Origin of the sequence: Nonomuraea sp. NPDC003804, from assembly GCF_040610675.1 — a bacterium.
GTDB lineage: Bacteria > Actinomycetota > Actinomycetes > Streptosporangiales > Streptosporangiaceae > Nonomuraea.
On the sequence record NZ_JBEXMT010000009.1, the window covers coordinates 142,463 to 164,522 of the forward strand.

At 69.0% G+C, this 22,060-nt stretch carries 20 protein-coding genes and 1 pseudogene; 11 read left to right on the plus strand and 10 right to left on the minus strand.

What is annotated here, in order from left to right; translation table 11 throughout:
• Nucleotides 1-472 precede the first annotated feature (472 nt).
• On the plus strand, nt 473-808 hold the full coding sequence (locus tag ABZX22_RS14755) for a helix-turn-helix transcriptional regulator (RefSeq protein WP_354908619.1): 336 nt from the start codon (nt 473-475) through the stop codon (nt 806-808).
• Nucleotides 809-1,443: 635 nt separating this feature from the next.
• Entirely contained in the window at nt 1,444-2,676 is a 1,233-nt protein-coding gene (locus tag ABZX22_RS14760; protein WP_354908621.1) for an MFS transporter, read from the plus strand.
• A gap of 222 nt (nt 2,677-2,898) precedes the next feature.
• Here the strand turns inward: ABZX22_RS14760 and ABZX22_RS14765 are convergent.
• From ABZX22_RS14765 to ABZX22_RS14775, 3 genes and pseudogenes are all read right to left on the minus strand, one after another.
• Nucleotides 2,899-3,470: pseudogene (locus tag ABZX22_RS14765) on the minus strand (ATP-binding protein).
• Complete coding sequence (locus ABZX22_RS14770; RefSeq protein WP_354908623.1) at nt 3,451-3,684, minus strand: hypothetical protein; 234 nt, start codon at nt 3,682-3,684, stop codon at nt 3,451-3,453. The pseudogene ABZX22_RS14765 and the gene ABZX22_RS14770 overlap by 20 nt, the downstream one beginning before the upstream one ends.
• Nucleotides 3,671-4,045, minus strand: a complete 375-nt coding sequence (locus ABZX22_RS14775) for a transposase (RefSeq protein WP_354908625.1) — start codon at nt 4,043-4,045, stop codon at nt 3,671-3,673. Before ABZX22_RS14775 ends, ABZX22_RS14770 begins: the two co-directional genes overlap by 14 nt.
• Nucleotides 4,046-4,820: 775 nt before the next feature.
• Here ABZX22_RS14775 and ABZX22_RS14780 point away from each other — a divergent pair.
• Nucleotides 4,821-5,504, plus strand: a complete 684-nt coding sequence (locus ABZX22_RS14780) for a hypothetical protein (protein ID WP_354908627.1) — start codon at nt 4,821-4,823, stop codon at nt 5,502-5,504.
• A 31-nt stretch (nt 5,505-5,535) separates the two neighbouring features.
• Here the strand turns inward: ABZX22_RS14780 and ABZX22_RS14785 are convergent, their stop codons facing one another.
• Both ABZX22_RS14785 and ABZX22_RS14790 read right to left on the minus strand, forming a co-directional pair.
• On the minus strand, nt 5,536-5,787 hold the full coding sequence (locus tag ABZX22_RS14785; RefSeq protein WP_354908629.1) for a hypothetical protein: 252 nt from the start codon (nt 5,785-5,787) through the stop codon (nt 5,536-5,538).
• Nucleotides 5,788-6,069: 282 nt separating this feature from the next.
• Nucleotides 6,070-6,756, minus strand: a complete 687-nt coding sequence (locus ABZX22_RS14790) for a BTAD domain-containing putative transcriptional regulator (protein WP_354908631.1) — start codon at nt 6,754-6,756, stop codon at nt 6,070-6,072.
• Between the two features lie 269 nt (nt 6,757-7,025).
• Here ABZX22_RS14790 and ABZX22_RS14795 point away from each other — a divergent pair, with 269 nt between their 5' ends.
• The 3 genes from ABZX22_RS14795 (at nt 7,026) to ABZX22_RS14805 (ending at nt 11,731) form a co-directional block, all read left to right on the plus strand.
• Nucleotides 7,026-8,156 (plus strand): FAD-dependent monooxygenase, encoded by a 1,131-nt coding sequence (locus ABZX22_RS14795; RefSeq protein ID WP_354908632.1) that lies wholly within the window; start codon nt 7,026-7,028, stop codon nt 8,154-8,156.
• 71 nt (nt 8,157-8,227) lie between these two features.
• Nucleotides 8,228-8,500 carry a hypothetical protein gene (locus ABZX22_RS14800; RefSeq protein ID WP_354908635.1) on the plus strand — a complete coding sequence of 91 codons (273 nt, stop codon included), beginning with the start codon at nt 8,228-8,230 and terminating at the stop codon, nt 8,498-8,500.
• 162 nt (nt 8,501-8,662) lie between these two features.
• Nucleotides 8,663-11,731, plus strand: a complete 3,069-nt coding sequence (locus ABZX22_RS14805; protein WP_354908638.1) for a Tn3 family transposase — start codon at nt 8,663-8,665, stop codon at nt 11,729-11,731.
• Between the two features lie 199 nt (nt 11,732-11,930).
• Here ABZX22_RS14805 and ABZX22_RS14810 read toward each other — a convergent pair whose 3' ends face one another.
• Entirely contained in the window at nt 11,931-14,153 is a 2,223-nt protein-coding gene (locus ABZX22_RS14810; RefSeq protein ID WP_354908640.1) for an MMPL family transporter, read from the minus strand.
• Nucleotides 14,150-15,292: a serine hydrolase domain-containing protein gene (locus ABZX22_RS14815; RefSeq protein ID WP_354908643.1), complete on the minus strand. Its 1,143-nt coding sequence runs from the start codon at nt 15,290-15,292 to the stop codon at nt 14,150-14,152. Before ABZX22_RS14815 ends, ABZX22_RS14810 begins: the two co-directional genes overlap by 4 nt.
• A 268-nt stretch (nt 15,293-15,560) precedes the next feature.
• On the opposite strand from ABZX22_RS14815, the gene ABZX22_RS14820 reads away from it, so the two are divergent.
• Together ABZX22_RS14820 and ABZX22_RS14825 are read left to right on the plus strand one after the other, a co-directional pair.
• A complete protein-coding gene (locus tag ABZX22_RS14820; RefSeq protein ID WP_354908645.1) occupies nt 15,561-16,742 on the plus strand; it encodes a sensor histidine kinase in 1,182 nt (393 codons plus the stop codon).
• Nucleotides 16,739-17,431 carry a response regulator transcription factor gene (locus ABZX22_RS14825; protein WP_354908648.1) on the plus strand — a complete coding sequence of 231 codons (693 nt, stop codon included), beginning with the start codon at nt 16,739-16,741 and terminating at the stop codon, nt 17,429-17,431. Before ABZX22_RS14820 ends, ABZX22_RS14825 begins: the two co-directional genes overlap by 4 nt.
• Nucleotides 17,432-17,455: 24 nt before the next feature.
• Here ABZX22_RS14825 and ABZX22_RS14830 read toward each other — a convergent pair whose 3' ends face one another.
• Complete coding sequence (locus ABZX22_RS14830) at nt 17,456-17,557, minus strand: hypothetical protein (protein ID WP_354908887.1); 102 nt, start codon at nt 17,555-17,557, stop codon at nt 17,456-17,458.
• A gap of 549 nt (nt 17,558-18,106) precedes the next feature.
• Here ABZX22_RS14830 and ABZX22_RS14835 point away from each other — a divergent pair.
• The gene (locus tag ABZX22_RS14835; RefSeq protein WP_354908651.1) at nt 18,107-19,231 is read left to right on the plus strand and encodes a recombinase family protein; all 1,125 of its coding nucleotides are present in this window, start codon (nt 18,107-18,109) and stop codon (nt 19,229-19,231) included.
• Here ABZX22_RS14835 and mihF read toward each other — a convergent pair.
• Nucleotides 19,212-19,526 (minus strand): integration host factor, actinobacterial type, encoded by a 315-nt coding sequence (gene mihF, locus ABZX22_RS14840; protein ID WP_354908654.1) that lies wholly within the window; start codon nt 19,524-19,526, stop codon nt 19,212-19,214. The genes ABZX22_RS14835 and mihF overlap by 20 nt on opposite strands.
• A gap of 132 nt (nt 19,527-19,658) precedes the next feature.
• Here mihF and ABZX22_RS14845 point away from each other — a divergent pair, with 132 nt between their 5' ends.
• Both ABZX22_RS14845 and ABZX22_RS14850 read left to right on the plus strand, forming a co-directional pair.
• Nucleotides 19,659-20,054, plus strand: coding sequence for a hypothetical protein (locus ABZX22_RS14845; RefSeq protein ID WP_354908657.1), 396 nt, complete (start codon nt 19,659-19,661; stop codon nt 20,052-20,054).
• A gap of 72 nt (nt 20,055-20,126) precedes the next feature.
• Nucleotides 20,127-20,789, plus strand: coding sequence for an SGNH/GDSL hydrolase family protein (locus tag ABZX22_RS14850; RefSeq protein ID WP_354908659.1), 663 nt, complete (start codon nt 20,127-20,129; stop codon nt 20,787-20,789).
• Nucleotides 20,790-21,068: 279 nt separating this feature from the next.
• Here ABZX22_RS14850 and ABZX22_RS14855 read toward each other — a convergent pair whose 3' ends face one another.
• A complete protein-coding gene (locus tag ABZX22_RS14855; protein WP_354908662.1) occupies nt 21,069-22,043 on the minus strand; it encodes a WYL domain-containing protein in 975 nt (324 codons plus the stop codon).
• Between the last annotated feature and the right edge of the window lie 17 nt (nt 22,044-22,060).

Here is a 22,060-nt window from a genome sequence, read left to right on the forward strand (position 1 = left end):
TCTTTGAGAAGCGCGGACAAATGGTCGGGGCGGCAGGGCTGGCCTGCTCGGCGGCCAGGGAACATCCAGCGAGAGGCGCGGTTGGTGGCGGAGTTCATGTTGTCGCGGTCCTCGATGTAGGCCAGGAGCAGGGATGCGACCGGTTCCGGGGACGGGCGGGGGCAGCTCTCCGAGCCGTAGGAGAAGGGCTTCTCCGTCGCGGAGCAGGTCGTCGATGGTGAGCCGGACGACCCGCGTAAGGGGTTGCGCGTAGCGGAGCACGATGATGCCAACGACACGCAGAAGTTGGGGAATGTCAGCATCGATGAGCAGGCGGCGGAGGGCAGCGAGGCGCTCGTTCTCGGTCATGGGGGCTTGGCGGGAGATCTTCATCGGGGGCAGAGACAGTGATCGTGAGCACTGACGGCACCTTGCGTCGGCACCTGGACGCCACCATCGCGGCCGCGCTCAAGACTCAGCCGGGGAGAGAATCATGAAACGCAAAGTCGGCTACACCTGGAGGCTGCGCGAGATCATGGACGATCAGCGCATCTACACGGCCACCGAGCTCGTGCCGCTGCTGCGCGAGATCGGCATCGACCTGTCGGCATCCCAAGTACACCGCCTAGTCTCCGGCACTCCCGAGCGGCTATCGCTGCAGGTAATGTCCGCGCTCTGCGACATCCTCTCCTGCACTCCGGCCGACCTGGTCGCCACCACCGCCGAGAACGCCGGGGTCCGCAAGACCGCCACCAGCGACCTGCCCACCCCGCCCGCCGGAATCGAGAAGCTCCGGCCACGGCGGGCGCGCATCCTCCCCGACGCATGACCCGCAGCTACGCAAACGAGAAGCAGCACGAGCGGTGGCACGCCGAGTGCTGCCGCTGCGGTCGCTGCGGACCCAAATCCGGACGTTGGCCGGACGGCTACATCTGCCGGACCTGCGCCGATCGCGCGCTCCGAACCCGGGGCACCTGTCCCGAATGCGGCCAGGCCCGCGCGCTTCCTGGACGTAGAAGCTGCGACGGTGCCGCGATCTGCACCACCTGTGCGGGGCTTCTCCCAGACATTCAACTGCTCCCGCTGCGGCTGCGAAGGCAAGCTCCTGAGAAGCCGTTGTCTTACCGAACGTAGTTCCTGCGTTTGCGCTGATCAGGCGTGAAGTCCGGTGCCGTGCGGGAGGGATGACGTGTGTGATTTCGTCGGTGACTTCCGGGACCAAGCATCGGCCTCTTTTGGCGCCACTTGGTGATCAACCGGCCATGATCTGAAGGCGAGTTTTGGTACCACTCTGGTTGACCATGCTCCAGCCTGTACCGCAGATGCATCGGCCCGGCCCACGGCCTGCTCCCTGAGCCTGCAGCACGCCTGGTCATGGCCACCGTTCTCGCCCTTCTCTTGTCAGTTAGGAACTTAGTTCCTGTTTCGTCCACGTGAGCTTGGCGCGCCCCTAGGGTAGATCGGATGACCCCCGCCTTCCGTCGTTACGTCACCGCCGATGGCTTCAGCCAGTTCGGCACCCACGTCACGCGCGTGGCCCTCCCGCTGGTCGCGCTGCTGGTGCTGGACGCGGGCCCGTTCGAGCTGGGCCTGCTCAGCGCGGCCGGGATGATCGGTTTCCTCCTCTTCGGGCTGCCCGCCGGCGTGTGGGTCGACCGGTTGCGCAGAAAGCCCATCCTGGTGACGGCCGACGTGCTGCGCGCGGTCGCCCTGGCCTCCATCCCGATCGCCGCTCTGTTCGAGGCGCTCACGCTGGCCCAGCTCTACGCGGTCGCCGTGATCGTCAGCGTCGGCACGGCCTTCTTCGACGTCGCCCACATGAGCTTCCTGCCCTCCATCGTGACCAAGGAGCAGCTGCCCAAGGGCATGGGGACCCTGGAGTCCGTGCGCAGCCTCTCCGTGCTCTTCGGCCCCGGGCTCGGCGGCTGGCTCGTGCAGGTACTCACGGCGCCCATCGCCATCGTGGTCGACGCGGTCAGCTACCTGATCTCCGCCACCCTGCTGGCGACCGTCAAGGCCGAGGAGACCCCCTCCGGGGGGCGCGTGAGCCTGATGGAGGGCCTGCGCTACGTGTTCGGCCACCCCATCCTGCGCCTGATCGGCCTCGTCGGCGCCATGACCATGTTCATCAGCGGCATCTGGGCCATCGTCCAGCCGTTGTACCTGGTCGACGAGTTGGGCGTGAGCGCGACGGCCTACGGCCTGATGATCTCAGGCGCGGGGGCCGGCGGCCTGCTCGGCGCGCTCCTCGCGCCACGCGTGATCGCCCGCTTCGGTCACGGCCCCACGATGTACGGCGCAGCCGTCCTCATGCTGCCGCTCAACGTGCTCGTCGCCTTCACAGGACCAGGCTGGCGGCTCGCCCTGTTCCCGATCGGCATGGCGCTCATGTTCCTGGTCGGAGTCATGTACAACGTCGCCCAGGGCAGCTACCGCCAGGCGATCTGCCCTGAAGCCCTGCGCGGCAGGATGAACGCCAGCCTCCGCTTCCTCATGTGGGGCTCGCTGCCGCTCGGCGGTGTCGTCGGCGGGCTGCTGGGCGAGGCGGTCACCGTTCACCAGCTCCTGTGGATCGCCTGCCTCGGCTCCGCGGCGGCCCACCTACCCCTCGTGCTGACTCCCGCCGTACGAAAGCTCAAGATCACGGACGACGACGGCCGTGTGGACGACGACGCCAAGCAGGACAGCCGCGCGTAGGTCGTCAGGGGTGTCGACCTCACCGAGGCCGACGATGTTTATGCCTAGGTCAACCCCTACGCCGACCTCAATTGGCGGTGCACGCGCCTCCCCGGCGCCGGATGATGGTCGGTCCTTGTCGCAGGTCAAGGTGCTCGTCCTCGCTGCGCTGCGGGCGCTCCACCTTGACCTGCTCCTGCGGCCGACGAGTTCGGCGGCTATCGGGGAAGAGCACGCCGGTGGTCAGTTGGGAGCCTGCTGGCTGGCCTTGGCGGCCTGGGTCTGGGTGTAGCGGTAGGACACAGTTCCGGTTTCGATGATGTTGCCGCCATAGGTGAGCCGATCAACAATCACGGCACACAACCGAGGGTCGGTAAATGTCTTGGTCCATCCCGAAAATGACTCATTGAGGCGATGGCGACGGAGGCGCGCTCGTCCCTTTCGGTGATCACTTGGAAGAGCAGTTTGGCACCACGCCGGTCCAGCTCCATGGAGCCCAGTTCGTCAAGACAGAGCAGCTCGACGCGGCTGTAGCGGGCGATGGTCTTGGTGAGGATCTTCTCGTCGGCGGCCTCGACCAGCTCGTTGACCAGTTTGGCGGCCAGGGTGTACTTGACTCGGTGCCCGGCCATGGCCGCTTCGGTGCCCAGCGCGATGAGCAGGTGAGACTTGCCGGTGCCCGAGTCGCCGATCAGACACAGCGGGATCGATGTTGGGGTTGGCCTCGAAGTCGAACTCGCGCAGCGATTTCTGCCGGGGAAAGCCCGCGGCCGCGATGACGGGGAACTGTCATGGTCAGGGCCTTCCTTCCGCACCGGAGTGCGGAGGGCTGCCTGCTGCGGGACGGCGCAGCAGTTGGTCGTAGATGGCCACCGAGGGCAGCGGCCGGGTGTCGGGTGGCAGCGCGGCGAGGCGGCGTTCGGTCAGCGACACCACCCCTGGTTCATCCAGCCAGGCCAGGGCCGACGACCGGGCCAGCGGGAACGAGCCGGTCTCGGATTCGAGCTGGGCGATCTTACGGGCCTCCAACGCGACGGCGTCCGCGGTCAACGCGCCCACCCGCGGCGGCGGCCTTGACCGACTGCGCGTCGATGTTGCCCGCGGTCGGCTCCACCGCCCGGCCCTCGGCGATGCGGCACCGCGCGCGCAGCCGGTCGTGGAACTCGCCGGCCAGGCCTTGGTCGCGCCAGCGGCGGAAGAACGCGTAGACGCAGGTCCAGGCCGGGAAATCGGCCGGCATCGCCCGCCACTTGATCCCGTTGTCGACCAGGAAGCGCACCGCGTCGACCATCTCCCGGTGGCAGTACGCCTCCGGCTGCCCGCCCCGCCCTTCCAACCAGGCGGGCACCGGCAGCGCCGCCCGCACGACCCGCCACTCGGCATCGGTCATGTCCGACGGGTACACGCGTGCCCGGACCGGCCGGCCGTCCGCGTTCCCGTACATATGCGCGAGGCAGTCACACTCACGGTGGAACGGACTGGACTCGCCCGCCGCGACCGCGTACAACCGTGGCAACAGGGCCTCCTGGACCTCTCGTTCGGCTTCGACAACCACTGAGATTCCGAGAGGCCCTGCTCGCATGCGCGGACAGCACAGAAATCACCCTGCCAGGAAGCCAAATCCTATAACCCGACGCCAAGTTCGGCACGACAACGGCTTCTCAGGCATCCGTCGATCAGGTCGCTGCGGTACTGGATTTCGCGGAGTCCCGCCGAAGGTGACGGACGAACTGATCGGTGTCGGTAAATGCGGTGTTGGCCTGCGAGCTGCGCCGGAGCAGCGACCCCTCCAGCACCGCGAACAGGTCCGCGCGCAGTTTGGGCCTGGCCCCGGTCCGCAACGCCGCCAGTTTCACAGTCCCGTCGCCAGCCGTCATCTCGCATGTGCCACGCCTGTAGTCGCACCTCATCGGACCGGGAGCCTACGTCCTGCGTCTGACAACGCCGCGACAGGTCTGGACCTCGGGATCGACGCCTTCGGCAGCAGGGCTCGGACGGATCGCGACCTGCGACGGGCGACGCTCGGATGAAGGAACTCGGAGAAGTGACCTTCACTCGGATCGCCCGTCAGCATGCTGTCGTAGCTGTGAGGGAGGATCACGGCAGCTATCGAACGCTGCGGCGGCGACCACCCGCCGATGACCCCACTGTCGAAAGGGAGAGGCATGTTTCTCGAATCGCCCACTGCAAACTGGGATGCCGTGCCAGTTGAGGAGGCGCTGGAGCAGTACGACATGGCCGAAGCGAGCAACCGCACCAGCTGGGATGTCGACGACTATTTCGGTGAGGAACCCGAGCATTTCTACGTCCACCGCGGTGACCTGACGATCGACGGTGCGCTGGCGCTGGGCAACACGCCCTGCGAGGACGAGGACACGGTCTACGTCATCGATGGCGATCTAACCGTCAGCGGTCCCATCACCTTTTGCAACGCGGACGTCTACACTTCGCTCTACGTCACCGGCTCGGTCGTGGCACAGGATCTGGTGTGCCTCTGGGACAGTTGCCTGTTCGTCGGCCGGTCTTTGACCGTCCGGAACCTTCTCGCGACTTCGCTGTACGACCCGGCCGCCCTCGTCGTCAAAGGGCCGGTGTCTGCACATACCTGGCTTGAGATGGGCGGCCGGGGCTGTATCTACTTCGCCGGCAAACCAACGACCGACACCTGTGTTCGCGGGCACCTGGACGAGTACGCAGAGGGAGCCAATGCCGCTGTCTACCTCGGCGGGGAAGGCAAGGTCGCCAGCGTGGCGGAGGCGGTCCTCCCTGAGTTCCTCGAAGAGGACAGAATCCGCGACAGCCTGAAGATCCTGAAGGCGGTGCTTGAGGGCAGGCCCGTCCTGCGGTAGGCACCCGCCCAGGCGCGCTGAAACGCAGGAACTACATTCGGTAAGACAACGGCTTCTGAGTGGGCGGCTCTGCGAACGCTGCACCCTCGGCGACCGGCTCACCGCCGTCCTGGACGATGGCACCGGCCGCATCCGCCCGGAGCTTATACCGCTGTTCGACCTGCTCGTGGCGATGGAACGGCCCGGCAGCGGGCTGGCCTGGCTGGCGATGCGCCGCAACCATCCGGGAAACGCGTCGGCTCTTCTGAACCAGCTCGCTCGCGGTCAGATCCCGCTCACCCACGACGTCTCCACGAACTCCAGCCCTGGCGGACCATCGCTCACCTGGAAGAACTCCTGATGGCCAGCGGTGTCCAACCCGCCGTCGACAAATACATCTGCTCCTTCCAACGCTGGCTCCCCGGCCGCCTGGCCAGCGTCACCAACCCCTTGCACATCAAGACGATCCGACTGTTCGCAACCTGGCGCGTCCTTCCCGCTCTTCGAGACCGCGCCGAGCGGAGCAACATCACGCCGAGTGTCCGCCGCGACGCTGCCGATCAGATCAAATACGCGACATCGTTCCTCACCTGGCTCGACAAGCGCGACCGCACGCTCGCCTCTTGCCGACAGAGCGACGCCCCTGGGCGGCGAGCGCGTCCATGAGCAGCGCGGCCGCCCGCTCATGGACGGGGTGCTCGGCGAGCAGGACGGTCAGGCGGGCGGCGGCCGCCTCGGCACGGCCCAGGGACAGCTCGGCGTCGGCGAGGTCGGCGACGGCCTCGACCGAGGCGTGGGCCAGCCGGGTCGCGGCGGCGGGCGCCACCGCGGCGACGACCGCAGGCTCGGCGCCGGGACGGTCGTCCCACAGCGCCACGGCCTCGCCGAGCATGGCCGCCGCGGCATTCGGGTCGTCGGCGCGCAGGCGGTCACGGCCGGCGGCGGCGAGCTGTTCGAACCGCAGCGCGTCCACGTCGGCCGCGTCCACGTCCAGCCGATAGCCGCCCGCGACCTGCGTGACGTCGCCGGCCGAGCCGAGAGTCCGGCGCAGCCGCGAGACGAGAGCCTGCAGGGCGTGGGCGGGGCCGGCCGGCGGGTTCTCGGCCCAGATCGCGTCGACCAGGACGCCCTGCTCGACCGCGCGCCCGCCGGCGAGCGCCAGCCGTACGAGCAGGCCCTGCGACCGCGCACCAGGAACGGGCACGGCGGCGCCACCGCGGGACGCCTGGAAGGCGCCGAGCAGCGTGACGCGAAGCCGCGCATCCTCGTCCATCTCCCGATCTTCGCGCACGCGCTCTCGAGTCCCCAAATCACGGCAGGGCTCTGGCTTCCTTCCGCCCACGGGCCCTGTCGCCCTCCCCTTCACGCCACCAGGCGAAGCACGCCGGGTCTCGAACGCAGCACTGACGCGTCGCAGGACGGGGGTGTCAGCGCCATGTGCGCCTCTGTCAGCGCCGTGTGCGCCCCGTGTGAGCGGCCCGCCTCAGTCTTTGCCTGTCTGAAGAGCGAGCTTCGGAAGGGGAAGTTCTCGTGCATGACGTAGTGATCGTGGGCGCCGGCCCGGTGGGTCTGTTCCTGGCCTGCGAGCTTGGCCTCGCAGGCTGCTCTGTCCTGGTGCTTGAGCGGGAGCCGGAGCCCCGCTCCCCGTGGAAGGCGGACCCGCTGGGGATGCGGGGCCTGTCCGCCGCGTCGGTCGAGGTGTTCTACCGCCGCGGGATGCTGCACCCGCTGTTGAAGGCGTCGGGCGTCGACGACGATCCCGGCGCGAACCCCGACGCGGACGAGCCGTCACCCCCTCGTGGCGTGGGCCACTTCGCCGGCATGATGCTCGATCCGGCCAAGGTCGACGTCGGCGCCCTGCCGTTCCGGCTTCCCAGCCCGGCGATGGAGGGCGTGATGACGAACCTCGAAGCCGTCGAGACGGTGTTGTCCGAGCGGGCATCCATGCTCGGCGTGGAGGTCAGGCGCGGCGTCACGGTCTCAGCCATCGCGCAGGACGATGAGACCGTGGTCGCGCGAGCCGGCGAACACGAGTACGCGGCGCGCTGGCTCGTCGGCTGCGATGGCGGACGCAGCGCGGTGCGTAAACTCGCGGGCTTCGACTTCGTCGGCACCGAGCCGCAGTTCACCGGCTACGTCATGCTCTCCACCATCGCCGAACCCGGCGAGCTGCGCCCCGGGTTCAATCTGACGCCGACGGGCATGTACCTCCAGATGCCCGCGCAAGGGCACATCGGCATGATGGAGTTCGACGGCGGCGCGTTCGATCGCTCGCAGCGGCCCACTCGCGACCATCTCCAGGCGGTTCTGCGCCGTGTGTCCGGCACCGACGTGACGCTGAGCGACGTCCATCTCGCCTCGAGCTTCACCGATCGGGCGATGCAGACGACGACCTATCGGCAGGGCCGCGTCCTGCTCGCGGGCGACGCCGCTCACATCCACTCTCCCCTCGGAGCACAGGGACTCAACCTCGGCATCGGCGACGCCATGAACCTGGGATGGAAGCTCGCGGCGACCGTGCACGGCTACGCGCCGGACGGGCTTGTCGACACCTACACCCACGAGCGCCATCCGATCGGCGCATGGGTGCTCGACTGGACGCGCGCCCAGGCGGCGGCCATGAGACCGGACCCGCATGCCCAGGCGATCCAGGCGGTGATGGGCCCCGAGTAGGAGCGGTACGGCGAACCGGGCTTACTGTCAGATTTGTTGACAGTGGGGCTTGAGCAGGCAAGTCTTGCCCGATGGCGGAGTCTGAGGGCGTGGCGTTCGTCCGGGCGGATGTTGAGCGGTTCTGCGCGGAGCTGGTGGGGGTGGCGCCGCCGATCAGGCTGGCCAGGCTGGCGGAGCTGCGGGTGATGCTGGAAGGCGTGGTGGCGGCGGCCTCGGCGCAGGCGATGGCCGATGCGCGGGATGAGGGGTGGGGACTGCGGCGGATCGGCCGGCAGGTGGGGATGTCACACGAGCAGGTACGGCGCATGCTGGCCGAGCTGTCGCCCGCTCCGGGGCCCTCCTGAACCTCGCTGGGATGGCGAGATCGGGGAACGGCGAACATTACATTTCATGATCAATATCTCGGCGAGCTCTGGCCGGACATCTCGAAGATCATTTAGGTGCCACACTTTCAGCTGATAGCGGGCCGGTGACCCGGCCTGGCCCACGAGCAGCGGGAGTGCGTGATGCCGGTCAACTTCCTCACCGAGGACCAGCGTGGCCGGTGGGGCAGGTTCAACGAGGTCCCCGACTTCACCCAGCTGGGCGGGTTCTTCCACCTGGAAGCCGCTGACCGGCGGCGGGCGATGGCCGCCAACGGGGCCCGCAACCAGCTCGGCTATGCCGTCCAGCTCGGGACGGCTCGGTTCTTGAACTGCTTCCTGACCGATCCCGAGGACGTGCCCGCCGTGGTGGTCGACTACGTCGCCGAGCAACTCGGCTTGGACGCCTCCGCGCTGAAGGGGTACGGGGAGAAGGAGGCGCGCTGGGATCACCAGAAGCAGATCCGTGAGGCCTACGGCTTTGAGGTGTTCGAGGAGCACGCGTTTGCGCTGGCGTGCTGGATCTACCGGCGGGCCTGGTCGAATAACGAACGCCCGATCGTGCTGCTGGACCTTCTCACCCACCGCCTGGTCGAGGCGAAGATTCTGCTACCCGGCATCAGCACGGTGGAACGACTGGTGTCGGAGATCCGTGAGCGGGTCGCGCTGCGCCAGTACAAGATCTTGGCCTCGCTGCCCAGCCCGAACCAGAAGGACGCGCTGGAAGAGCTGGTCACGGTGGCCGAGGGACGGCGGATCTCGGGCCTGGACCGGCTGCGCAAGAGCCCGACCGACGTGTCCGCCGCCGGGGTGGGCAAGGCGCTGGAGCGGCATGTGGAGTTACGCGGCCTGGGCGCCTCAGCGTGGGATCTATCGGCGGTCCCGGCCGGGAAGGTCGCCGCGCTGGCCCGTTTCGCCAAGGCCGCCAGGGCCAAGGCGGTCGCCGACCTGGCTGGGGATCGCAAGCTGGCCACCCTGGTCGCCTTCGCCGCGGTGATGGAGCCGGTCTCAGCTGATGAGGCGATCGAGGTGTTCGACTTGGCGATGGGTGATCTGGTGCGGACGTCGGCGTTCAAGGCGGGCAAGGAGCGGCTGCGCACGCTCAAGGACCTGGACAGCGCCGCGATCGTGTTGCGCGAGGTGTGGCTGGCGATCCGGGATGTGGCCGCCGACCCGGACGGTGATGTGCGGGCCGCGCTGGACGGCATGGACCTGCTGGCCATCCACGCCGCGGCCGAGGTCATCGGCGAGCTCGCCCAAGAGCCCGATGAGGACTTCCACGACCAGCTGCTGCAGCGCTACGCCACCATCCGCCGGTTCTTGACCAAGCTGCTGAAGGTCATCGACTTCCACGCCGGCGCGGCCGAAGCCGGTCGCTCCGGCGGCGGGCAGGGCGCGCGCCGCGGCTTTGAGCTGCTGGAGGCGATCGACTTCCTCAAAGGCCTGGAACGGCGCCGCAGCCCCGTGCGCCCGGATGAGGTGCCGTCGGCGCACCTGAGTTCGGCCTGGCACCGGCGGGTCTTCCCCAAGCGAGGGGAGAAGGCTGGCGAGGTCAACACGCTGGCCTACACGGTGGCCACTGTCGAGCGGCTACGCGAGTGCCTGCGCCGCCACGAGGTGTTCGTGCCCGGCCTGCCCAAATGGGGCGACCCCACCGCCGGGCTGCTGGCCGGAGCGGCCTGGGACAAAGCCCGCGCCATGGTCTGCCGCGACCTGGGCCTGTCGGCCGAGCCGGGCGCCGACACGCAGCGGTGGGCGCGCACCCTGGACTTCGCCTACAAGCAGCTGGCCGCGGGCCTGTCGGGCGAGGAATCGGTGCGCAACGAGTGGCTGCGCATCGAAAAATCCCCCGAAGGCAAGGACCACCTCGTCCTGACCGGGCTGGAAGCGCTGGACGAACCCGCCTCACTGACCGCGCTACGCGCCGACGTCGAGGCCCGCATGCCCGTCGTCGACCTGCCCGAAGTGCTGCTGGAAGTGCACTCGTGGACCGGCTGCCTGGACGCCTTCACTCACGTGTCCGGCGAGGCGCCCTCCCGGCGAGAGGACATGGTCAAGTCGATCGCGGCCGTCTTGGTCGCCCAGGCCATGAATGTCGGGATGCGGCCCATGGCCAGCGACCACGAACCGGCGCTCGCTCTGGACCGGCTGTTTTGGGCCGAGCAGAACTACATCCGCGCCGCCACGCTGACCGCCGCCAACGCCACCCTGGTCGACTACCACGCCACCCAGGAGATCGTGCAGACCTGGGGCGGCGGCGAACTGGCCTCGGCCGACGGGCTGCGCTTCGTCGTCCCGGTCAAGACCATCAACGCTGGGCCGAACACGAAGTACTTCGGCAAGGGCAAAGGCGCGCGCGGCGTCACCTACTACAACTTCACCTCCGATCAGTTCACCGGCTTCCATGGCATCGTCATCCCCGGCACCCCCAAGGACTGGTACTACATCCTGGAAGGCCTGCTGGAACAGGAGACTTCGCTGCGGCCCACCGAGATCGTCTCCGACACCGCCGGCGCCTCGGAGCTGGCCTTCGGCGTCTTCCGGCTGCTGGGCTGGCAGTTCTCCCCGCGCCTGGCTGACGTCGGCAGCTCCACTCTGTACCGGGCTGACCCTGCTGCTTTCTACGGCCGCTTCAACACCATGATCAAAACCCGGGTGAACATCGGCCTCATCAACGACCACTGGGACGACCTGCTGCGCGTGGCCGGCTCCCTGCAGACCGGTGCGGTCCGCCCGGCCGAGCTGTTTCGCTACCTGACCGGCGGCGGCACCCCCACCCCGATCGGCCGCGCTCTGATGGAGCTGGGCAAGCTGGATCGCTCGGTCTACCTGGCCTCCTACTTCAACGACGAACTGCTGCGCCGGCGGGTCAACACCCAGCTGAACCGGCAAGAAGCCCGCCACACCCTGGCCCGCAAGATCTTCCACGGGCAGAAAGGCGAGCTACGCCAGAGGTACAAGGAAGGGCAGGAAGATCAACTAGGGGCGTTGGGCCTGCTAACCAACGTCTGCATTCTGTGGAACACCGTCTATACGGCCCGCGCGCTGGAACAGATCCGCGCCGAGGGCAAGAAGATAGCCACCGCCGATATCGCCCGCCTGTCCCCGCTCGGCTTCGAGTGGCTCAACTTCCTGGGCCGCTACAACTTCTCCCTGCCCGAGGCTGTGCGCGAGGGCAACTTCCGGCCGCTGCGCACCCCCGGTCAGCGGTAATCGGGGGTGAACCTGCACCGGAACCGTTTGTACCGTACGCGCTTTCCCTCGGGTCGGAACAGTCTCGGCGGGAGACCTCTGCCCGCATCACCTCCGAGCACGACGACACGGCTGCTGACACCAGGCGAGATACCTGCACCAAGCGGTGTGTTTCTGGCGTACTCCGGCCGTACCCCTTCCATGCCGTCAGGGGCGGCGGCTATGGCGAGCCCCAAGAGGCTGGGGCCCGGTCGGGTGCCGGGGCGGGTTCGGGCGCACGGTCCTGCGGGTTCGTGGTAGGTCGAGGGCGGACCGGCCACCAGACGGCCCGACCGAGCAGTGCGGCGAGTGCGGGGACCAGCACTAGCGACACCACAAGCGCGGAAACCATGATGCCCAGCGTCATCGCGAAGGCGATCTGTTCGTTGCCCGAGGACGTGGCGAGGCTGGCGAAGGAAGCGGCTAGCACCACGCCGGCCGTCGTGATGGCCGGTGTCGTGTGCCGTACGGCGCGGGCCACGGCGGCGCGGGCCGGACCTGGTCGCCGCATCTCCTCCCGGATCCGGTCGGTGATCAGGATGTTGTAGTCGGTGCCCAGGGCGACGACGAACAGGAACAACACGAGCGGGAGGGTGAAGCTGACGCCCGGCTTGCCGAGTATGTGCTGGAACAGCAGGGTGGCGGCGCCGAGGGTGGCGGCGAAGCCGAGCCCGACGGAGAGCATCAGGATCACCGGCGCGAGCAGGCTGCGCAGGAGCAGCAGGAGGATCAGCGCGATCAGCGCGGCCGCGACCGGGAACACGATCGTGAGGTCGTGCTCGACGGCCGTCGAGATGTCGGCGATGATCGCCGGGGTCCCGCCCACGTGTGCCGTCGTCCCGGCGGGCGTGTGCTGGGCGACCGTGGCCCTGATCGGTCCGGAGGCCAGGTCGCGGGCCTGCTGGCTCTGCGGGTCCGCGGTCGGATAGAGGTCGATCCTGGCGGCGCGGTGGTCCTTGTTCAGGACGGTCTTCGCGACTCGGCCCACACCCTTAACCTGGGTGAGCGCACGGGATAGACCGTCCAGCCGGTCGGCGGTGAGGGCGCCGTCGTCCTTGGAGGTAACAAAGACGCTCGTCGGGTCCGACACGCCGGCCGGCAGCGCATGGGAGATCTCGGCCGCGGTGGCTGCGGCGGGGGTCTGGGTGCCGGGGCTGCCCTGGCCGTAGTCCATGCGGATGCCGATCAGCCCGGCGGCCAGTGCGGCGAGCAGGGCGACAGAGGCGGTCAGCATCATCAGCGGGCGTCGCGTGACCAGCTCACCCAAGCGGGCGGCACGGCCCTCGCGCGTCTCGCGGTGCAAGGCCGTGCTGGAGGGCCAGAACATCTTGCGGCCGGTGGCCGCGAGCAGCGCCGGCAGCAGGGTGAGGCTGCCGAGCAGCATCACCAGGATCGCGACGGCGATCGCGGGGCCCATCGAGCGGAACTGCCCGAAGGTCGCCAGTCCCAGCGTGGCGAAGGCGGCCACGATGGTCAGCGCCGCCGAGGTGATCGCGGTGCCCACCCGGCCGGAGACCTGCCCGGCCACCTCGCGGGCTGACTGCTCGGGCCTGGCCCGCAGTGCCTCGCGGAAGCGGAACAGCAGGAACAACAGGTAGTCGATGCCAATGCCGAACAAGACCACGTTGATCAGCCCGGGGGTGCTCGCGTCGAGCTTGAGCCCGCTGATCATCGCGGCGCCCGCGACGGCACCCGCGGCCACGAAGCCGATCAGGGCGACCGCGAGCAACGGCAGCAGGGCCGCCAGCACGCTGCGAAACACCAGCACGTTGAGCAGGATGATGAGCCCCATGATGAGCCCGCCCCCGACCGTCGTGGCGATCTTGCGGGAATCGACGGTGTCGACGGCGTCGGCGAGAGGCCCGGTGAAACCGGTACGCATCCCCGCCTCTGAGAACTGCGTCCGGGCGGCGTCCCTGAAGGTCCGGTAGACGCCCTGGACGCCCCTATCCGCACGATTGCCGATCAGTTCGACGGAGAGCAGCTCGAAACTCCGGTCGGGCGCCGTCATCGCCGGGGCGATCGTGGGGGTCTGGGAGCGGTCGGGGACCAGGTACTGCTGCGGACCGTCGTCCTCCCTTGGCATGATCACCCGGCGCTTGGCCAGCTTCGCCGCCTCGGCCTCGACCCGCTCCTGGTCAGCGGCGTTGAGGGCCTTACCGTCGGAGCGGGCGACCAGCACCGTCACCGTGGTCGCGTCGGGATTCACCCCGAACCGCTCCTTGGCGATGTTCAGGGCGGCGGCCGAGTCGTAGCTGCGAGGCAGGAAGTCCCCGGTCTGGTTCTGGGTGACCCGGTCGAACAGGGTCGGGGTCAGGGCGCTCAACGCGACGCCCAGCACCGCCCAGAGGGCGATGACCTTCCATGGGTGTCTGGTGGAATATCCGGTCAAGGCGCGGATCACGACGTGCTCCTGCGGACGGAGGCGGCGCAGAGTGCGTTGTCGATCAGGCGGGCCGTAGCCTGGCCCTGCTCTCGCGTGCCGGGGTAGGTGGTCCGGGAGACGATCACGCTGGTACGGCCGTCCTGGGTGACGGCGTTGTCGGTGATGAACCCGGGGGTGCCGCCGGGGTGCGTCCAGGCCGTGACTCCGCAGCTCAGTCGCTGCTTGGCCATACCCAGCCCGAACTCCCTGCCGGGCACGCCGACGGGGACCGTGGTCATCATCTTCTTCAGCTGTTGCTGCGACAGCACCTGCCCGCCCAGCAGTGCACGCCAGAACCTGGCCAGGTCTTCTGTGGTGGTGACGGCCTCGCCCGCCGCGCCGGCCCAGCCGAGGCTGAGCAGGGTGGAGCGGAACGGGCGCGCGGTTTTGGCGTCCTCGGTGTAGGACTGCACGTGCGGCTTGGGCAGGAGCGGGGAGTCGCCGGGCAGGGTCGTGTTCCGCAGCTTCAGCGGCTTGATGATCCGGCGCGTCACCTCCTCGCGCCAGGAGTTGCCGACGGCCTTCTCGATGATCATCCCGGCCAAGGTGTAGTTGATGTTGGAATAGCTCCAGCGGGAGCCGGGGGCGAACAGCGGTCGATGGCCGACGCTGAGCGCCACCAGCCGCCGCGGGCTCATGCGCAGGAACCGGTAAGTGCGGTAACCCCGCTCCGTGTGCATCTTCTTCTCAATGTCGCCTACGGAGTCGTGCAGGCCGCTGGTGTGCTGGAGCAGGTGCTTGACGGTGATCGCGCGCCCGTCGTTGCCGTTGCCGCGCACCAGCCCGGGAAGCCACCGCTCGACGCTGTCGTTGACGGAGAGCCGCCCTTCCGCCTCGAGCTGCAGGATCACGGCGGCGACAAAGGTCTTGGTGTTGCTGCCCATCCGGAAATGCCCGCCGCTCGGGACCGGCACCTTACGGCCCAGCACCGCCGTACCACTGGATGCGGCCAGATCGGCGCGGGGCGAGAGCACCCGAGCCTGCACTCCCAGCGTGCCGGCGTCGCGGATCGCGTCCAGGTCCGCTTGCAGGGCCGCCCGGTCGTAACCGGGGGAAGAAGCGTGCGCCGGGCTCACCGCCAGCACACCGGCCGACACGGCCACGGCCGTTGTCGCCACGACCGCATGGAATCGGCGCTGGCCAACACTCATTTTTGCCTCCTGGCAGATTCACCTGGTGCCGGGGTTCCCGGCCGGTATCCAGACCATCAGTCAGAAGAGCAGCGAACCTCCTGGCAGCGGATGATCCTGACCGGGGCCCTGAGTCCTCCCCCGCGGCCGCGACCAGGACCCTGGTCCTAGTCCGGGTCCGCGCGGTGAGAGCATTCCGACTGCTGTGCAACCCTGGTTCGGGGGCCAAGAGGCCTGGTACAGGGGGAAGTCAGACATGTCCAGGAGCCGATACGTCGGGTCCGGCGATGCCCGGGAGCTGCCGTGGAGCCGTAACGACGCGCTCGTGATCGGCGGCGCCTGCGTGATGAACCTGCTCAGCTACGTGTTCTTCAACGCCTCCGACGGCCGGCACACCGTGAGCGTGACCGGGTTCCTCTTCGTCGCGCTGACAGCCCTTCCGCTGCTGGCCCGGCGTCGCTACCCGGTGGCGACGCTCGCCGCCGTCCTGGCACTCGACGCGACTGCCACCCTGACCGTGCCGCTGCCCTGGCACTTCGGCGCCGTGCTGGTGGTCGCCCTGTACTCGGTCGCCAGGGCCTGCCCCGACCGCGTGACGGCGCTCGCGGCCGTCGTCACGGTAGCGGTGACGCTGCTGAGCCAGAGCAACGGCCGCATTCCGCCCTGGCAGGACGCGATCACCCCGCCCCTCACCACCCTGATCGTCGTCGGCGCCGCCATGGCGATGAACCGCTGGCAGCGGGAAGTGGACGCCAACCGCAGACTCCTCGCCGACCGTGCGGTGGCCGACGAACGCCGCCGCATCGCACGGGAGTTGCACGACATCGTGGCCCACCACATCACCACCATGCAGCTGATGGCCGGCGGAGCGCGGGCCAACCTCGCAGAACCGGAGGTGGTCAAGGACGCCCTGGTCACCCTCGAGTCCTCCGGGCGGCTCGCGCTGCGCGAGATGCGCCAGCTCCTGGACGTCCTACGGGACGGCGACGAACCCCCGGCCGCGCCGTCCCAGCCCCAGCCGGACGCCGACGACCTCGACCGCCTGGCGACCGAATCCCGCCTCGCCGGAGTGCCGACCGAGTTCAGCGTCCACGGACAGTGGCGCCCGTTGCCGCCGACCATCGGCCTCACAGTGTTCAGGATCGCCCAGGAGGCCCTCACCAACACCCGCAAGCACGCGGGGACAGCCCGCGCGTCCATGAAGCTGACCTACCGTCAGGATCGAGTCACCATCGAAGTACGCGACGACGGCGGGGGCAGCCCGCCACAGGAGGGGGCGCGCGCCGGCGGATACGGCCTGATCGGCATGCGCGAACGCGTCGCCCTGCACGGCGGCACCCTCACCGCGGGCCCGCAGGCCGACGGGGGGTTCGCCGTGGTGGCCGACCTGCCGCTGACCACGGACGAGGCCGTCCAGCACGAAGGGGCGCACCCATGACCGCGCCGCCGATCAGAGTGCTGATCGTGGACGACCAGTTGCTGGTACGGCGCGGCCTGTCGCTGATCCTTTCCCCCGACCCGTCCTTCGAGGTCGTGGGAGAGGCCGAGAACGGCGCGCAGGCCGTCACCCTTGCCCGCCAACTACGCCCCGACGTCGTGGTGATGGACATCAGGATGCCCGTCCTCGACGGAGTCGGCGCGACCAGGGAACTCGCCTCCACCGTGCCCGGCAGCCGGGTCCTGGCCCTCAGCACCTTCGACATGGACGAGTACCTCGTGGGCGCCCTGCGCGCCGGAGCCTACGGGTTCCTGCCCAAGGACAGCTCACCTGAGGACCTGAGCGCGGCGATCCGCACCGTCCACGCCGGCGACGCCGCCGTCGCTCCACGCCTGCTCACCCAGCTGATCTCCACCTACGTACGGGCGCCTCACGGCACCCGGCCGACACCCACGGGCCTGGACGAACTCACACCCCGCGAGGTCGAGGTATGGCGGCTGATGGCCACGGGCCTCGACAACACCGAGATCTCCCGCGCCCTCGGCCTCAGCCTCTCTACCGTCAAGAACTACATCACCAGCATCTTCGACAAGCTCTCCGTGCGCGACCGCGCCCAGGCGGTCATCGCGGCCTACGAATCAGGCCTGGTCACCGCCCGCCAGGTAACCGGGAACCCGCCCACCGGATAGCGCGGCCTGCCGGTGCGGTTGCTTTCACACCACCGCGTCGCCACCGTCCACGACCAGATCACCGCCCGTCACCCAGACCGACTCCGCTGAGGCCAGGAAGACGGCGGCGCCCGCGAGGTCCTCCAGGGTCCCGCACTGGCAGGATTACCGTCGGATACCGCCCTGAGCTGGGGCTAGTGTCATCCACCTGAAATTCGTCGGCAATATTGAGCGGGGGATTCGAGGATCTCCTCGGCTGTCTTGGTCCACGCGAACGGCTTGGGGCCTCGTTCACTGGTCCATCCAGGCGCGGATGTCCACGCAGGCCCGTGCCGCCGGGCTCGACGTCGTGAAGATCGCGCAAGATCCGGGGCCGGAGCCAGAACACGGCGCAGCCGCAAGAACGGCCAGCCAAAAGCGAACGACGCCGCCCCGACCGTCACGCCCCTGCCGTGCACCGAGCTCCCGCCGAAGCACCGGAGAGCATCGCCCAGGGCACGGCGCGTAGCCACTCCTTCGGCAACGGCGGGCGACGACGACTGCTGTCGGCGTTCTCATAAACGATCCATTCCCAGAGCAAGATCAAAAAGAGCTGCGCGGGAATCGCGAAGCCCCGGTTCGGTTCGCAGAACTCGTTCTCACGCAAAGATGGGTTCGGGGTACTTCTGAGAAATGTTTGTGAAAGTATCCATGGGCATGACGGCCCCTCAAGAGACATCCCCCAGCGATGCCGACCGCGATGCCGACGAGGTCGAGCGGCACCCCTGCCCCCGCTGCACGGCCGAGCCCGGCTCGCCGTGCCGCGCGCGCTCCGGCGCGGTCGCAGGCACCTACCACACCGGCCGCTTCACCAAGGTGCCCCGGCTCGCCAAGCTCCTGCGTGTGCCGACCCCCGCCGACCGCGGACCCGGCCAGCCGTGGCGCCCCGGCACCCCGGTTCCGCTCGCCCTCGCACCGGACGCTCCGACCGCCGACATCCGCATCGGGTACGCACGGTGCAGCTCGCTCACTCAGGAGCTGCAATCGCAACTGGACGCGCTGTCCGCGCACGGCATCGGCCGCGAGAAGATCTTCTCCGAGAAGATCAGCACCCGGGTGCGCGTAAGGCCACAGTTTGAGGCCGCGCTCGCGCTGGCCCGCCAGATCAAGGCCCACGCCCCGCACTGCCGGGTCATCTTCACCGTCTACGAGATGAAGCGCCTGGGCCGCGACGCCGCCGAACTCACCGCCCTGGCCGATCACCTCACCGCGCACGGCCTGGTCCTGGAGATGCTCGCCGGGCCCCTGCCCGGGATGTACGACCCCAGCGGGCCCGGCCGCCTGCTGTTCGCGTTCTTCGCGGCGATGGCCGAGACCGAACGGGAGAACGTCCGCGAGTCGACCCTCGAAGGACTCGACGCGGCGGCCCGCAAGGGCAAGCACGGCGGCCGGCCGCCCGTCATCACCGACGACATGCTGCACACCGTGCTCCGCCGCCGGGCGAACGGGGAATCGGTCGAGCAGATCCAGCCCGACCTGATCATCCCCACCGGCAAACGCAAGGGCCTGGCCCCCAGCGTCGCGAGCATCTACCGAGCGCTCGCCGAGCACGAGAAGCAGGAGGCATACCCCGAGGCCGTCGCCCAGGCGCACGCCGACTTCGCCAGCCTCCAGGACGCCGACCACATCCCCCGCCCCCGCCGAACCCGCATCCGACGCCCAGACGATCCGCTCACGCCCGAACAAGCCGAGCTTCGACAGCGTCTGCAGGACCAGGTCCTGCAGCCCGCCCATCGGGCCGACCCAGGCGGAGGATCAGGAACTACCCCGCAAACGCTGTGAGCAGCCGCTCGCGCTGCGCCTCCTCAAGTCCGCCGACGCGTCGCTTCGCCTCGACCCCGCACGTCGCCATCAACGCGGCGACCTTCGCCGGCCCATAACCAGGCACCGCTCGCAGCACCTGAACGACCCTCGTCTTCTGGACAACGATCTCTTCCTCCGCCCGGGCGAACACTTGCGCCACCGTGACCGTCCCGGCCCGGACCCCAGCCAACAGTTCGCTACGCGCCCTCCGCGCCTCGGCGGCCTTAACCACCGCCACAGCCCGCTGCTCAGGGGTCAACGTCGGTACCGCCATGGATGGCCTCCTCGCACATCAGCTTTCCCCTGCCACGCCATGAGCCCAGTGAGGGTGTCGGCTCCATCATGGAGCACTGTCAACAGATGTGACACTAAACCCGGTTGGCCGTTCCACTCCTACTGGCAGGCCGTGATCCGCGACCTGATCGGGACCCGTGACGCAACGACCTACGTGTTCGACAAGATGTCGGGATCGTCGATCCGCTACGACCTCGGCAGCGAGCAGCCGCTGATCGGCCGTAACGCTCCGGACCTTCGTCTTGAGGACGGCACTCGCCTCGGCGACCTGATGCAGGACGGGCGAGGCGTCGCGCTCGATTTCAGCATCGGCCGACGCCTCCACCGCTCAGCGATGAGCTGGGAGGGGCGGATGCGATACGCAGCCGGGCCGGCGAGAAACGACCTCGGACTGGGTGCCGTGCTCGTCCGGCCTGACGGCATGGTCGCCTGGGCAGGTGATCGCGTCCCTGATCGTGAAGCGTTCGAGCGGGCCGCCCGCCGTTGGTTCGGCAGTCCGGCGATCTGAAGCAGCTACCCCGCCCCCCATCACTGCCATGGGCAACGTTGACACCACTTGACCCGACTTTCAGGAGAACACATGACGATCACCCTCCGACCGGGAAGCACCGTGATGTTCACCGGCGATTCGATCACCGACTGCCAACGGCTGGAGAGCGAACAGGGCCTCGGCTTCGGCTACCCGCTGCGCATCGCGGGCGAGTGGGGACTCCGGCACCCGGACCGGGCCGTGACCTGGCTGAACTCCGCCATCGCGGGCGACAAGGTGATGGACCTCGAACCCCGATGGCAGGCGGACGTGCTCGACGCACGCCCCGACGTGGTGTCGATCCTCGTCGGCGTCAATGACGTCGGCTGGCACACGTACGCCCCGGACGGCTACGTGATCCCCGCGGAGGACTACGCGGCAGGTTACGACCGCCTGCTCGCGCCCCTCGCCGAGGCCGGCGCCGACCTGGTCCTCGTCGAGCCGTTCCTCCTGCCGATTCGCGGCCGTGTCGAGGTCGGCGACGCGCACCTCGGCGTAGAGGACCGGAAGAAGTGGCGCGCCGACCTGGACCCGAAGATCCAGGTCGTGCGCGAGCTCGCCCTCAAGTACGGCGCGCACCTGCTCGCCGCCGACGGCATGTTCGCCGAGCTCGCCGCGACGACCGGACCGGAGTACTGGGCTGCGGACGGCGTGCACCCGACGCCGGCCGGTCACGCCGCACTCGCGGAAGCCTGGTTGCGCCTGGTCGCCTGACCATGCCTCGCGATCCCTGTCGACGCTCCTGCCACTCAGGGTGATCGATCAAACCCCCAGACAGGCCAGCCGTGCCGCTCGCGAAGCTCCGTCGCGCTGCCCGCGGCGGGTAGAGCCGCCGACGTACTCGCCGGCAAGGTCGACGTGCTCCACTCAGATCAAGGCCGCCGTCGGACGAACAGACCATGACCGTCTGCCGCAAGGCGGCGCCGCGCGTTGTGCACGCGTCGTTCGGCGCTCGGCACCTACCAGGCGGCGGCCCGGAGAAGGCGGCGACTCTCAGGAGGACGCTCCGTAGCGGGTGGCGATCGCGGCGGCGCGGTCGCGCAGGGAGTTGCGCAACCACTGCGGGGCCAGGGCTTCCGCGTTCGTGGCCAGCTGCCACAGCGCCCATTCGGCGTGTCTCGGATCTTGGAAGGTCACCTCCAGCCGCAGCCGGCCGTCCGAGTCGAGTTCCTCGGCGAGGACGGCCAGCGCGGTGCCCACCAGGTCCTCCCGCCGGGCCGGGTCCACCCGTACCAGCACGGTGACCTGGTCGCCGCCGGTCCGAAACTGCGTGCTGCGTTGCCGCCAGACCCGGTCCAGATCGACCCGGTCTGGACGCTGTGCCGGTTCGGGGAGTTCCTCGGCGGACAGGACCCGGGACAGCCGGTAGGTGCGGTCCGCGCCGGACCTCGTGGCCAGCAAGTAGCCCTGGTCGCGTACGGTGACCAGGCCGATCGGGTCCACCGTGCGCCACTTCGGCGTCTGGTCCACAGCCGCGTAGTGGATGCGCAGTCTGTGTCCGGCGAGCACCGCGCGCCGGACCTCGGCCACTACGGCGTCAGGCACCTCCTCAGCGACCAGCCGACGCGAGAGGAGGTCGGTCTCCGGGTCGATGAGCAATCGCTCGGCCGCGCCGGCCGCGGTGTCCCGATAGCTTTCGGGTAGCGCGTCAACCACCTTGAGCATCGCCGAAGCGAGCGCCGAGCCGAGGCCGAATGCCTGCGCGCCGCGCCGCGATCCGGCGATCAGCAGGGCAAGGGCCTCGTCGTGGTTCAGTCCGGTGAGCTCGGTCCGGAAGCCGGGCAACAACGCGAACCCGCCGTGCCGGCCGCGTTCGGCGTAGACCGGGACGCCGGCTGCGGACAGCGCCTCGATGTCGCGCAGCACGGTGCGGGTGGATACCTCCAGCTCGCGGGCCAGCGTGGCTGCGGACAGCCGGCCGTGCTGCCGCAGCAGCAGCACCAGCGAGACCAACCGGTCAGCGCGCATCCAAAAACCCTACAGGG